Genomic DNA, 13739 nt, shown 5'->3' with positions numbered 1-13739 from the left:
GGGTGTCTTACTTGTGGGAAAGTCGACGGACGGAGAGTGCGGTGCGCAGGATCCTGGTGGTGGGCGGCGGGTATGCCGGGTTCTACACGGCGTGGCGGCTGGAGAAGAAGCTGCGGCGCGGCGAGGCCGAGGTGGTCGTGGTCGACCCGCGGCCGTACATGACGTACCAGCCGTTCCTGCCCGAGGTGGTCGCCGGGTCCGTCGAGGCCCGGCACGCGGCGGTGTCGCTGCGGCGCAACCTGCGGCACACCAAGCTCGTGGCCGGCATGGTCACGAACATCTCGCACGCGGACAGGACCGTGACGATCCACCCGGCGGACGGGCCGGACTACCAGATGACGTACGACGTGATCGCGGTGACCGCCGGCGCGGTGACGCGGACGTTCGACGTACCGGGCGTGGCGGAGCGGGCGATCGGGATGAAGCACGTCGAGGAGGCCGTGGCGATCCGGGACCGGCTGTTCACCGCCTTCGACGAGGCGGCCGGGCTGCCACCGGGGCCGGAGCGGCGCAAGCTGCTGACGGTCACGTTCGTCGGCGGCGGGTTCTCCGGCGTCGAAGGGTTCGCGGAGCTGCTGTCGCTGGCTCGCGCGCTGCTGAAGAAGTACCCGGAGCTGTCCGCGGACGAGCTCGGGTTCCATCTCGTCGAGGCGACCCCGCGGATCCTGCCGGAGGTGACCGACCGGCCGGGCGAGTGGGTGGTGAAGATGCTCGAGAAGCGCGGCGCGGTCGTGCACCTGAACACCACGATGCAGTCGGCCGACGACGGTCACGTGGTGCTGTCGGACGGGTCCGAGTTCGACTCGGAGCTGATCGTCTGGACGGCGGGCAACGCCGCGACCCGGCTGCTGCGCAACCACACCGACCTGCCGCACAACGAGCGCGGCCTGGTCCAGGTCCGGGCGGACCTGCGGATCGGCACCGACGCCGAGGTGATCACCGACGCCTGGGCCGCCGGTGACGACGCGGCCGTGCCCGACCTGGCGTCGCCGGTCAAGGGCGCCTACACGGTGCCGAACGCGCAGAACGCCGTACGGCAGGGGAAGCTGCTGGCCAAGAACCTGCTGCGGTCGCTGCGCGGGCGGGCGCCGAAGAACTACCGGCACAACAGCCTGGGCGTGATCGCGACCCTCGGCCTCGGCCACGGGATCTTCCAGTACAAGCGGCTCGTCATCAAGGGCCTGCCGGCCTGGCTGATGCACCGCGGCTACCACGTGCTGGCGGTCCCGACCTGGGACCGGAAGATGCGGGTGCTGTCGATCTGGCTGGTGTCGTTCTTCTACGGCCGCGACATCGTGTCGCTGGCCTCGGTCCAGAGTCCGCGGGAGGCGTTCCAGACCGAGGCTCGGACGTCGACGCCGTCCCGCAGCCTCAGCGCGAGCCGTCCGGGATGAGCAGGTCGGTCAGCCCGAACGTCTCGCCGGCGGCCGGCAGCGTCGGCTGCCAGCCGGGCTCGAGACTCAGATAGCTCGCCGGGTCCGCCCGCAGCAGTCCGATCAGTACTTCGGCGACGATCCGGCCGCCCACCGGTCCGAGGCGGTCGCCGTCGCCGAGGTACTCGGACTCCTTCAGGATGTAGAACCACAGCGGCGTACCGCCCGGCCAGGTGCCGTCGGCGAGCGGCGGTACGTCGAGCAGCTTGGCGACCTCCTCGCCGCTGGGCAGACCGGTGGTGCCGCCGCGGAGCAGGTCGCGCACCGCGAGGGACTTGTAGGCCGTCTCGTCGACGGCGCCGGTGACCTGCTCGGGCAGTCCGATCAGGCTCGCGGGCAGCCGGCCGTCGAGCCGCTTCGCGCGTTGCGCCGGCGGATGGCCGGGGACGTCGAACACCTGCGTGAGATCGAGCCGCTGCCGAGGCGGGCCGAAGCCGACCAGATCGGGGAACAGCGGCACTTCGGGTCCACCCTCGACCAGCCGGTACGTGTGCCGGATCTGGCCGTGCCCGTAGCGGTACGCCGCGTCCGCGAACTCCAACGGGATGAACGCCTGCAGCGGCTCCGGCGTGAACCACGTCCCGCCGTCGGTCAGCACCTCGTCCACCAGCGGCCGCCCGACCAGCCGCGGCAGGAAGTCGTGCACCACGACCCACTGGTAGTGCCAGGTGAGGGTGATCCGCGCCCGCTCGAACACCTCCTGCTCGGGGATGCCGCTCGCCCGCAGCCAGTCGACGATCCGGTTGTGGGCCCGCAGCAACGCCACGTGCAGCGTCAGTGAGAACAGGTGGACGTCGTTGCGCGGGTCACCGATCAGCGCCACGCCCTGCGGGTTCCGCGGCACGTCGTCCCCGGCCAGCAGGAATTTCGCCGGGTCGTGCAGGTCGAACAGGTACGGCGAGCCGATCGGCCCGTCGGCGTACAGCATCTCGAGGTTGAGCCGCGGCGAGCGCGCGTTCCGCAACGCGCCGGTCTCGACGCCGCCCGCGATCGGTGAGCGGTCCGCGGTCGTGTCGTGCGCCAGCAACTGCCCGAAGAACGGCCACCCGGCCGCCTGGTCCGCGTCGTCCCCGCCGCTGCCGGGATCGAGCACCGCGGCGGCGTCACAGATCCCGCCGTCCGCGCCTGCCCGCATCAGCACCTGCGGATCCGCCCCCAGCGGCTCCAGCCCCGGAAACATCCGCCCGTACCGCGCCCCGCCAGTCGGCCGATCCACGCTGCGCACCAGGCTCAGACAATGGTCGCGTGCCGCCGGATGCCTGCTCATCCACTACCTCCCGAAGATCCGAATCCACAGGAAAGACCGAGCAGCCGCCGCGGTTGTGACCGCGCTGCTCAGAGCGAGACCAGGACCACGGTCGCCGCGGCGCACAGCAGCCCGGCCACCTGCCGAACGGTCAGGCGTTCGTGCAGCACGGTCAGGCCGAGCAGCACGGTGACGGCAGGATAGAGCGAGGTCAGCACGACCGCGACCGAGAGCGCCTGCTCGCGGGAGGCGAGCAGGAACGCGCCGATCGCGCACGTCCCGAGCACCCCGGACGCGACCGCGAGCATCGCCGTCCGGCCGGCCATCCGCAGCCGCTCACGCCGTACGGCGATCGGCGCGACCGTCAGCACGGCCACCAGCCGGTTGAACGCCAGCGGCCACAGCCCCGCGGCTTCGTCGGCGCGTGCGAGGGCGACGTACTGCAGTGCGAACGCGGCGCCGGACAGCAATGCCCACCCCGCGCCCGCCGTCGTACCGTTGCGTGGTCCGCGGCGGCTCGTCATCAGCCAGATCGCAGGTGCGGCGATCGCGAATCCGGCCCAGGCCCACCAGTGCAGGTGGTCGTGCAGCAGCGCCACGCCGATCACCACCGGGATCGCCACGCCGGCGACATCACTCAGCGGCACGACGAGGCTGAACCGGCCGACCTTCATCGCCTGGAACAGGAACGCGGCACCGAGGCCGGTCCCGATCCCGGACACCGCACCCCAGGCGAGATCCGTCGGCGTGACGCCCGGTGCGGCCACGAACAGGGCCGTCAGCGTGACCAGGACGACTCCGCAGATCTGACCGAGCAGGACGACGACCGCGCTGTGCAGGCGGCGGGCGGCCAGTCCGGCCGCGAAGTCCGACAGCCCGAAGCACAGCGCGGACGCCAGTGCGAGTCCGACACCCATCGGGTGTCCGGTATCCGGCCCGTCGGGTACCAAACGGTGATCAGCCGATGCGGGTGAGGCGGCCGTCCTGCTGGATGCGGATCGTGGTCTTGCGGGATCCAACGGTCAGGTCGACGAAGAACATGCCGCTGGCGGTGCGGGTCTTGTAGGTGACGGTCTCGGTGGAGGCGGCGGGGACGATCGCGGAGAGGACCGTTGCGGCGTTTCCGTTGCGGCTGAACTTGACGACCGGGGCCGGCTCGCGGTGGAAGATGTCGGGGTAGTACCAGCCCTGGACCGGGTCCTGCTGACCCTGGACGACTTTGATGCCGTCGCCGGGCGGCTGCTGCTGGTAGGGGATCTGCAGCAGGTAGGTCTTCGCCTTGCCGCCGGTGGCGATCGCGGTGGTCGGCGACTGGACCGTCACCTTCTGGTTGGGCGCGAGGTGCCAGAGCGTCTCGTACCGCTGGGAGCTCGTCGCCTGCCCACGGTCGAGCGTGATGATCAGGTCCGGATCCTTGAGGACGAGGACGTCGCGCTTGCGGGTCACGCCCGGCGCGGGCGAGTCGGCGAGCGAGTACGACTCCCAGGTCGGCGTGATCGACGCGCGGAGCAGCTGGGTCTGCACACTCACCGTCTCCGCCGACGGGATGCTCATCACGTTGTGCGCGGCCTGGCTCTTCGACCACGCCTGCCACTTGTCGAGCTGGTACCCGGAGTGGCCCGGGTCGATCAGCACGTCCTGCCCGTGGGACGAGTAGGTGATCGACATGTGGTCGTCGTGGCCGTGCAGGGTCCGTGCGGCGCCGTACCGGATGCTGTACGTCGACTCCTGCCCGAACGGCCGCGTCTCGCCCCACCCTGTCCGGCCGAAGACATAGCCGGCGTCGAAGACCGCGACCCGCTTGGACGGTTTCGTGCCGCGCTTCCCGAGCGTGGCCACGTAGTCGAGCGCTGTCCCGGCCGCGCCGGTCGGCTTCTGCCGGACGGCGTCACCGACCTGCTGCAGCTCACCGGTCGACTTGGTCGCCAGCGCGAGCCACTCCGACAACGCCGCCCGCCGCTGGGCGATCACCTGCCCCGGGTTGGCTCCACAGCGCTGCAGCGTCGTCGTCGCGCGACCCCACAGCAGGTAGTTGAACATCGCGTACCCGACCGACTGCTCGTTCGTCGACCCCTGCGGATCGATCGCCGTCGTGATCGCCTGCGTCAGCCGGTCCACGGCCAGCTTCTTCAGCTCCGGGCGCTTCAGCGTGCAGCCCACCCCGAACAGCGCGATGCTCTCGTCCGTCCCGTGGTTCGACGGCCCGCTCCAGTTCACGATCATGAACTGCGCGTGGTCCACGAGCGCCTTGTCGAGCCAGGCGTACTGCGCCGGCAGCGAGCTGACGCGCATCCCGGTCAGAACGGCCTGGCGAGCGCACAGCAGCACGTTCGTGCGGTGCATCGTGGCCTCCCACGCGCCGACGTCGCCCTTCCAGGTGTACGGGTTGTCCCGCACCCAGTCGCGGATGATCGCCAGCACATGCCGCAACGCCTTGCGGTCGCCGCGCTGCCCCGCCTCGATGCCGTTGCCCAGCCAGCGCAGCGAGTGCAGCCACATGTACCAGCTCGGTTTCTGGTACGGGTTGGAGCGCCAGTTGATGTCGCCGCTGCCGTTGCCGACCTTGTACGGCGGGTCGTCGCCCCACGCGAACGTGTCCTGCAGCAGCATCGGCAGCGGGACGCCGGACTGGATACCGCTGAACCCGGGGCACTCGTAGGTGCCGGTGTTCGCGACCGGCGTCGACGGTGGGGGAGTGGCCGGGGTGTCGACGCCCGGCAGCGGCTCTTCGCTCGAGGTTGTGTCGGGCACGGACGGCCGGGGGCTGGGCTTCGGGCTCGGCGGCGGGCTGCCCGGGGTCAGCGGCCCGTCGGCGGAGGCCGTCGTACCGCGGTGGCGGGCGCCCGGCATCAGGACGAAGACCGCGCCGGCGAAGGCGATGCCGCAGACCAGGACGCAGGCAAGCGTCAGCGCGACGGTCCTACCCAACCGCCTGGTCGGCTGCGTCACTCGCCCCCTCCTCCACCCACTAGACGCTCCGTGCCCCCCGATTGGTTGCGTCCGTAGAGGGTACGAGAACCGGCGTCCGCCGGCCGAACGCGGTGACGCACAGGCCCGCGAGGCTCGCCGCGGCGGCCACCAGCGCGCAGGTGACGAAGCCGCTCGCGAGATTGTGCGCGGCGCCCAGCAGCGGGCCGAACGTCGCCACACCGATCGCCGCGCCGATCTGCCGGGACGTGTTGAAGGCGGCCGACGCGGCACCGTGCAGACCGGGCTCGACCGCGGCGATCGACTGTGCGGTCATGGTCGGGACGAGCAACCCGGAGCTGAACCCGATCGGGACCAGTGCGAGCACCATCGGCCACACGGCCGGCGACGAGCTCGCCCAGGCCAGGGCGAGCAGCGCGACGGTCAGCACCGCCTGGCCGATCGCGAGCACGGCCGGTCTGCCGAGGCGGCGGGTGAGCGGCGCGGAGCAGAGGTTGGCGATCGAGATCAGTCCGGTCAGCGGCAGGAACAGCAGGCCGGTGACCAGTGCGCTGAGCTGCCGTCCTTGCTGGAGCAGCAGGCTCATCGTGAAGAGCACGCCGTAGAAGGCGAAGTTCAGCAGCGTGCCCTGCAACGCCGCGGTCGCGAAGCCGCGCTCGGCGTACAGCTTCAATGGCAGCAGGGGCGACCGGACGGATCGCTCGACCAGGACGAAACCCACCAGGCCCGCAATGGTGATCGCGACCGCACCGATGACGGCCGGATCCAGCCAGCCGCGCGCCGGAGCCTCGATCAGCGCGAACACCAGCCCGCCGATGAACGCGGTCGCGGTCCCCATCCCGCCGACGTCGAGTCGGCGGAAGCGTCGTTCGACCGACGGCATCGAACGCCAGGCCCAGAGCGCGGCGGGAATCCCGATCACGACATTGACCGCGAAAACGGCGCGCCAGTCCGCGAGCGCGACCAGGCCGCCGCCGAGCAGCGGACCGGCCGCCATCCCGGCACCACCGGCCGCGGCCCACCAGCTGACCAGGCGGTGGCGGGCGTGCTCGTCGGTCGCGGAGGCGGTCGCGAGGACCAGCGCGCTCGGCAGCAGCAGGGCCGAGCCCGCGCCCTGGACCAGCCGGGCGAGGTTCAGCATCAGCATCGAACCGGCCGCCGCGCAGACCGCCGACGACAGCGTGAACACGAGCAAGCCGGTGAGGAAGGCCCGCTTCGCGCCGAGCGTGTCCGCGATCGCGCCGGCGCCGAGCATCAGCGCGGCGAACGACAACGTGTAGGCGTTCAGCGACCACTCGAGCTCGGCGCGGGAGGCGCTCAGGTGGGTCGCGAGCTGGGCGAGGGTGACGTTCACGATCGTGCTGTCGACGAAGACCATGAACGAGGCGATCAGCGCGAGCGCGACGACCGGCCGGCGGTGTTCCAGGGGCATGCCGGCCACCCTACGACCATGTTCGATATGCGTCGAACAATATTCCGGCAGCTGGGACCCGTTGACCTCGTCCCGATCGCTGGCTACGGTGTCGGAAATCGATTTCTCCCGCACCCGCCCGTCAAGGAGAACCGAATGACCCCGCAGGAAACGCCGCCCGGTTGTGCCAGCAGATCCTGTGCCGGCGACTGTCCCCGGGCCCACCTGAGTCGCCGTACCTTCATCGCTCTCGGCGCCACCGCGGTCGGTGCGCTCGCCGTTCCCGGTCAGGCGGTCGCCGCCCTCGCAGCGCCGCCACAGCGTTCCCACGCGGTGCTGTTCGACCGCGGTACACCGACGTCGTACACCGGCGCCGCGCTGCCGCGGATCGGGATGCCGGTCAGCGGCGGTACGACCGGACAGGTCTACCTGGCCGGCGACGGGCGGCTGTGGGCGTGGGACATCTTCAACCCGACGTCGTTCCCGCTCGGCGGCGCCGACTTCTCCGGGCACAACTACGCCGATCCCTTGTCCGCCGACCAGCCCGGCGCCGCGCAGTTCGGCCAGGGCTTCGCGCTCCGGACGACGTCCCGCGGCCGGACCACGACGCGCCGCGTCGACGCGACCGGGTTCGCCGACGTGGAGTTCACCGGTTCGTACCCGATCGGCCGGGTCGGGTACGCCGACCCGGACAGCCCGGTGTCCGTGCGGCTGGAGGCCTTCTCGCCGTTCGTCCCGCTGGCCACGCTGGACTCGACGCTGCCCGCGACGGTCATGGCGTTCACGCTGCGGAACACCACGTCGGCCCCGGTCCGCGCGACGCTGCTCGGGTACGCCGAGAACCCGGTCTGCATCGAGAGCCGCTTCCGCCAGCCCACCACCCTGCGGGCGCGCGGCTTCCGGGGCGGTCTCGAGTTCGGCGCCGTCGACGACGAGTCGGAGCAGGACGACATCGTCTTCGAGGACTGGGAGAAGGACACGTACGACGGGTGGACCGTCACCGGCGACGCGTTCGGTGCGGGCCCGGTGCGGCCCCTCGACGTACCGAACCTGATGAAACGGTTCGGCGATCTGAACGTGTCCGGGACCCGGTTCGTGACGTCGTACGACTTCCGCGGCGGCGGGTACGACGGGCCTGTCGGGAAGCTGACCAGCCGGGAGTTCACGATCGAGCGCCGGTACGTCGCGGTCGGCGTCAGCGGCGGGCGACATCCCGGAGAGACGTGCGTGAACGTGGTCGTCGACGGGCAGGTGGTGGCGTCCGCGACAGGGGACGAGAGCGAGCCGTTGGTCGCGCAGATGCTCGACGTCGGCGCGTACGCGGGGCGGACGGCGCGGATCGAGATCGTCGACGCGTCCACGGGGGCGTGGGGTCACCTCAGCTGTGACGCGATCGTGTTCACCGACCGGCCGGACATCGTGTTCGAGACCTGGGACCGGCCGGCGTACGACGGCTGGACCGTGACGGGTGAGGCGTTCGGCGCGGGCCCGGTGACCGCGGCCGAGACGCCCGAGGGCTTCCGCCGGCCGTTCGGGGTGCGGACCGAGCTGAACGTGAGCGGGCGGTTCGTCACGTCGTACAACTTCCGCGGCACCGGCGACCCGGACCGGTCCACGGGCACGCTGACGAGCCGGGACTTCGTGGTCGAGCGGCGGTTCGTCACGGCCTGGGTCGGCGGCGGGCATCACAAGGGCGAGACCTGCCTGAACGTCGTGGTCGACGGGCAGGTCGTGGCGTCGGCGGCGGGCACGGACATCGAGCCGCTGACCGCGGTGTCGCTGGACGTCGGCGCCTACGCCGGGAAGACGGCGCACCTCCAGATCGTCGACAGCAACACCGGCGGCTGGGGTCACGTGAACGTGGACCGGATCCTGTTCAGCGACCGCCCGATCCGCCGGCAGCCGGTGGCGGACCGCCCCGACGGCGGCACGTTCGCGCTCGCCGCGCTGACGCCGGGCGGGGTGGTGCGGCCGTCGATCGCCGACTGGTCCTCCGCCGACGCGCTCTTCGACTCGGGCTCGGCGCCGGCGGATTCAGTCGGGCCGCAGGCCGGGACCGTCGCCGTGACGGTGACGTTGCAGCCGGGGGAGTCGCGGACGCTCCGGTTCGCGTACGGATGGTTCTTCCCGAACCCCGAGCGCGAGCTGTTCGCCGAGCTCGTCGGCGCCTCGACGTTCCGTCGGCATTACGCGACCCGGTTCGACTCCGCGCGCGACGTCGTGTCGTATCTGGCCGTGCATGTCGAGCGTCTCGAGCGCGACACCAAGCTGTGGGTGAAGACCTGGTACGACGACTCGACGCTGCCGCACTGGTTCCTCGAGCGGACCCTGGCCACCGCGTCCACGATCGCGACGAGCACCTGCTATCGCTGGGACGACGGCCGCTTCTACGCCTGGGAAGGGACGTACTGCTGCGCCGGGACCTGCGAGCACGTGTGGAACTACGCGCAGGCGATCGGCCGGCTGTTCCCCGACCTGGAACGTGACACCCGGGAGCGGGTCGACCTCGGGATCGCGTTCCGGCCGACCGGCGAGATCGGCAACCGCGGCGAGGCCGGCGACGCGTCGACGTCGTTCGCGGACGGGCAGACCGGGACGATCCTGCGGATCTATCGCGAGCACCAGATGAGCAAGGACTCGGCGTTCCTGCGCCGCGTCTGGCCGCGGGTGCGGACGGCGGTCGAGTTCCTGGTGACGCACCGGGACGGGCCGGACGAGGACGGGATCTTCCGCGGCAGTCAGTGGAACACGCTCGACACCGAGTGGTTCGGCGAGGTCCCGTGGATCAGCGGGCTGTACGTCGCCGCGCTCCGGGCGGCCGCCGCGATGGCCGGCGAGGTCGGCGATGCTGCGAGCGCTGCCCGGTACGCGGCGATCGCCGAGCGCGGGTCGGCGTACCTCTCCAAGAACTTGTGGAACGAGGAGTACGGGTACTACGTGCAGAAGGTCGACCCGGCGCATCCGACGGCGGAGAACAGCAACCGGGGGCTGTTCGTCGACCAGATGTACGGGCAGACGTACGCGGCGCAGCTCGGGCTGCCGCGGGTGTTCCCGGCGGACCAGGCGCGGACGGCGTTGCGCCGCCTGTACGAGTCCAACTTCCGCGCCGAGCCGGGCACGTACCGGCCGCCGGGGATCGGCGTCGGGCGGGTGTACACGACCGAGGGGGAGAGCGGCGTGATCATGGCGACCTGGCCGCACGGCGGGTCGTCCGAGACGCGCGGGCTGATGTACTTCAACGAGGTCTGGACCGGGCAGGAGTACCAGTTCGCGGCCCATCTGTTCGCCGAGGGCCTGACCGCGGAGGCGCTGGCCGTCACCCGGGCGATGTACGAGCGGTACTCCGCGGAGAAACGCAACCCCTACAACGAGATCGAGGCCAGCGACCACTACGCCCGCGCGATGATGGGCTACGGCGTCTACCTCGCCGCCTGCGGCTACGAGTACCACGGCCCCCGCGGTCACCTCGGCTTCGCGCCCCGCATCCACCCGGAGAACTTCCGCTCCGCGTTCACCGCAGCGGAAGGCTGGGGCTCGTACCGCCAGCGCCGCACGCCCGGCAACCTCTCCGCCTCGATCGAGATCCGCTACGGCCGCCTGACCCTCAACACCCTGTCCTTCGAAACCACCAAGCCGGCTCACCACGTCGAGGTCAAGCTCGGGCATGCCGTGGTGCCCGCCCGAGTCGTTGCTGTCGGCAACCGAGCGGTCGTCACACTCGGCCGGCCGGCGGCCGTCGTACCTGGTGTCACGCTGGAGGTGACCGTCAGCTAGCCGGCCGAGGAGTCACCAGGCGAGGTGGTGTCGGGTGTGGCGACGTGGCAGGCGGCCTGGTGGTTCTCGCCGAGGGTGCGGAGGACCGGGGTTTCCTGGTGGCAGCGGTCGATGGCCAGGGGACAGCGCCAGCGGAAGCGGCAGCCGGGGGTGGGGTCGATGACCTTCGGGGGTTCGCCGGTGTCGCCCTCGATGCCGGTCGTGAGCGGGGCTCGCGGGTCGGGGACGGCGCCCAGCAGGAGATCGGTGTACGGGTGCTTCGGGTTCTGCAGGACCGACTCGGTCGGACCGGTCTCGACCACGTGCCCGGCGTACATGATCATCAACCGGTCGGCGACGTACCGCGCGCTCGCGATGTCGTGGGTGATGTAGAGGAACGAGACCCCTTCGGAGCTGCGCAGTTCCGCCATCAGGTTCAGCAGCCCGATCCGGATCGACACGTCCAGCATCGACACCGGCTCGTCGGCGAGGATCAGCTTCGGCTTGTGCGCGAGCGCCTGCGCGAACCCGATCCGTTGCCGCTGGCCACCACTCAGCTCGTACGGGTACCGGTGCATGATCTCACCGGCCGGCGACAGCCCGACCGCCTCGATGACCCGCTCGGCCTCCGCGAACCGCTCCGCCCGCGACAGCGACCGCCGGTGCAGCTTCAGCGACCGCAGCACACCGTGCGACACCCGGAACGCCGGGTTCAGCGAGCTGAACGGGTCCTGGAACACCATCGGTACGTCACCGCGGTACGACAGCTGGTCCTTGCGGGAGCGGTACGTCGACATCGCCCGTCCCTGGTAGAAGATCTCGCCGCCGGTCGGCCGGTACACCCCGGCCAGCAGCCGCGCGATCGTGCTCTTGCCGCTCCCGCTCTCGCCGGCGAGCGCGACGATCTCCTGCCGGCCGATCGAGAAGTTCACGTCGTCGACCGCGTGCAGCAGCTGCGGCGAGAACCCGCGCCCGACCCGGAAGTGCCGCGTCAGCCCCTTGGCCTCGAGCAACGGTGCCTCGGCCGTGGACGCGGTCTCCGCGGGGGAGATGTCGGCGGTGGTCACTGCGCCTCCCGAACGAGATCAGGTACGTGCAACAGGCAACGAGCCTGTCCGCCGCCGCCCACCTGGTACAGGTCCGGGGCGATCTTCGGGCAGTCCTCGAACGCCTTCGGGCACCGCGGCTGGAACCGGCAGCCCGGCGGCGGATCGGCCAGGTTCGGCGGACTGCCCGGGATCCCCGTCAGCGGCACCTTCGGCCCGCGGATCGACGGGAACGCGTCGAGCAGCCCGGCGCTGTACGGGTGCTGCGGCGCGTCGAACACCGCCCGGGTGTCGCCGAACTCGACGACCTGCCCGGCGTACATCACCACCAGCTTGTCCGAGAAGTGGCTGACCAGCGACATGTCGTGCGTGACGAAGACGACCGCGAACCCGAGCTGCTTCTGCAGCTCCTTGATCTGCACCATCAGCGACCGCTGCGCGACCACGTCGAGCGCGGACGTCGGCTCGTCCATGATGATCAGATCGGGGGTGAACAGCAGCGCCATCGCGATCATCGCCCGCTGTCGCATGCCACCGCTCAGCTGATGCGGGTAACTGCGAAGGTGGATCGGGTCGATGCCGACGAGCCGCAGCACCTCGGCCGGGCGGTTGTCGTCGACCGTCTCGTCGTGCGCCATGATCGCGTCGTGGAACTGCGCCCCGATGCTCTTCACCGGGTTCAGGGCGTTCATCGCGCTCTGCATCACGACCGAGAAGTCGCGCCACCGCAACGCGGACAGTTGCTTCTCGGTCATCGTCACCAGGTTCTGCCCCTGGAAGGTCACGCTGCCGCCGGTGATCGCGGCCGGCGACGACAGCAGCTGCGCGATCGCGAACAGCAGCGTCGACTTGCCGCAGCCGGACTCGCCGACGATGCCGACGAACTCGCCGGCATGGACGTCGAGGTCGACCTGATCGACCGCGACGACCGGGCGGTCCCCGGTGTCGTACGAGACGGTCAGGTCCCGGACCTCGAGAAGCTGCCTGCTCTCAGTGTTGCCGTGCACGTCGCCTCCGAACCGGCCGCAGCGCGGGGTTGCTGATCTCGTCGAACGCGTAGTTGAGCAGGGCGAACGACACACCGAGCAGCGCGACCGCCAGGCCCGGCGAGAGCGCCCACGCGGGCAGGCCGTTCACCAGGGCGCCCTGGTTCTGCGCCCAGTAGAGCATCGTGCCCCAGCTCAGCGAGTTGGGATCACCGAGCCCGAGGAACTGCAGGCCGGCGGCGGTCAGCACTGCGTACAGCGCGGCGCCGAGGAAGTTCGCGACGATCAGCGAGATCATCGTCGGCAGCACCTCGACCACGATGATGTACGAGCGCCGCTCGCCCCTGACCCGCGCCGATTCCAGGAAGTCCCGGTTCCGCAGCGACAGCGCCTGCGCCCGCATCTGCCGGGCGCCGTACGACCAGCCGGTCAGGATCAGCACGATGATGATCACGGTCAGGTTGCCCTTGCCGGCGTACGTCGCCAGCACGATGATCAGCGGGAACGTCGGCAGCACCAGGAAGATGTCGGTCAGCATCGACAGCCCGTCGTCCGCGAACCCGCCGAGGTACGCCGCCGAGACGCCGATCAGCACCGACAGGATCGTGGCGCCGAGGCCGGCGACCACGGCGATCACCAGCGATTCCCGGGTGCTGTAGATCAGCTGGGCGTACACGTCCTGCCCGAGTCCCGTCGTACCGAGCCAATGCTCGGCGGACGGCTTCTGCAGCGGCAGGTCGCCGATCGCCTGTGGATCGTGGTGCGCCCCCGGCACGAACAGCGCCGGGAAGGCGGCGAGCAGGATGAAGAGGAGCAGCAGACCCGCCCCCACCATGGCCTTGCGGTTGCGCAGGATGGCGCGGAACAGACCACCACGCGGGCGGCGGGCCGCACCCGAGACCGGAGCCGACGCACCGGCGACAACTGCACTCATCG

9 protein-coding genes are annotated in these 13739 nt (G+C 70.8%); 2 read left to right on the top strand and 7 right to left on the bottom strand.

Annotated features, from left to right (window positions below):
• Positions 1-41 precede the first annotated feature (41 nt).
• Positions 42-1394 (top strand): FAD-dependent oxidoreductase, encoded by a 1353-nt coding sequence (locus ABZW60_RS17715; protein ID WP_355478000.1) that lies wholly within the window; start codon positions 42-44, stop codon positions 1392-1394.
• On the opposite strand, the gene ABZW60_RS17710 is transcribed toward ABZW60_RS17715, so the two are convergent.
• From ABZW60_RS17710 to ABZW60_RS17695, 4 genes are all read right to left on the bottom strand, one after another.
• Complete coding sequence (locus tag ABZW60_RS17710; protein ID WP_355477998.1) at positions 1372-2649, bottom strand: peroxidase family protein; 1278 nt, start codon at positions 2647-2649, stop codon at positions 1372-1374. The genes ABZW60_RS17715 and ABZW60_RS17710 overlap by 23 nt on opposite strands.
• A 119-nt stretch (positions 2650-2768) precedes the next feature.
• Positions 2769-3596 (bottom strand): EamA family transporter, encoded by an 828-nt coding sequence (locus ABZW60_RS17705; RefSeq protein WP_355477996.1) that lies wholly within the window; start codon positions 3594-3596, stop codon positions 2769-2771.
• 40 nt (positions 3597-3636) lie between these two features.
• A complete protein-coding gene (locus ABZW60_RS17700) occupies positions 3637-5628 on the bottom strand; it encodes a heparinase II/III family protein (protein WP_355477994.1) in 1992 nt (663 codons plus the stop codon).
• A 19-nt stretch (positions 5629-5647) separates the two neighbouring features.
• Positions 5648-7039 (bottom strand): MFS transporter, encoded by a 1392-nt coding sequence (locus ABZW60_RS17695; RefSeq protein ID WP_355477992.1) that lies wholly within the window; start codon positions 7037-7039, stop codon positions 5648-5650.
• A 135-nt stretch (positions 7040-7174) separates the two neighbouring features.
• Between ABZW60_RS17695 and ABZW60_RS17690 the strand changes: the two genes are divergently transcribed.
• Positions 7175-10792, top strand: a complete 3618-nt coding sequence (locus tag ABZW60_RS17690; protein WP_355477990.1) for a GH116 family glycosyl hydrolase — start codon at positions 7175-7177, stop codon at positions 10790-10792.
• Here ABZW60_RS17690 and ABZW60_RS17685 read toward each other — a convergent pair.
• The 3 genes from ABZW60_RS17685 to ABZW60_RS17675 are packed head-to-tail and all read right to left on the bottom strand — an operon-like array spanning position 10789 to position 13737.
• Complete coding sequence (locus tag ABZW60_RS17685) at positions 10789-11838, bottom strand: ABC transporter ATP-binding protein (RefSeq protein WP_355477988.1); 1050 nt, start codon at positions 11836-11838, stop codon at positions 10789-10791. The two genes, ABZW60_RS17690 and ABZW60_RS17685, sit on opposite strands and share 4 nt — an antisense overlap.
• Positions 11835-12824, bottom strand: coding sequence for an ABC transporter ATP-binding protein (locus ABZW60_RS17680; protein WP_355477986.1), 990 nt, complete (start codon positions 12822-12824; stop codon positions 11835-11837). Before ABZW60_RS17680 ends, ABZW60_RS17685 begins: the two co-directional genes overlap by 4 nt.
• Positions 12808-13737, bottom strand: a complete 930-nt coding sequence (locus ABZW60_RS17675; protein WP_355477984.1) for an ABC transporter permease — start codon at positions 13735-13737, stop codon at positions 12808-12810. Before ABZW60_RS17675 ends, ABZW60_RS17680 begins: the two co-directional genes overlap by 17 nt.
• Positions 13738-13739 lie beyond the last annotated feature (2 nt).

The sequence above is a fragment of the Kribbella sp. NPDC003557 genome, from assembly GCF_040610805.1.
GTDB lineage: Bacteria > Actinomycetota > Actinomycetes > Propionibacteriales > Kribbellaceae > Kribbella.
This window is presented reverse-complemented; position numbering and strand designations above follow the sequence as displayed.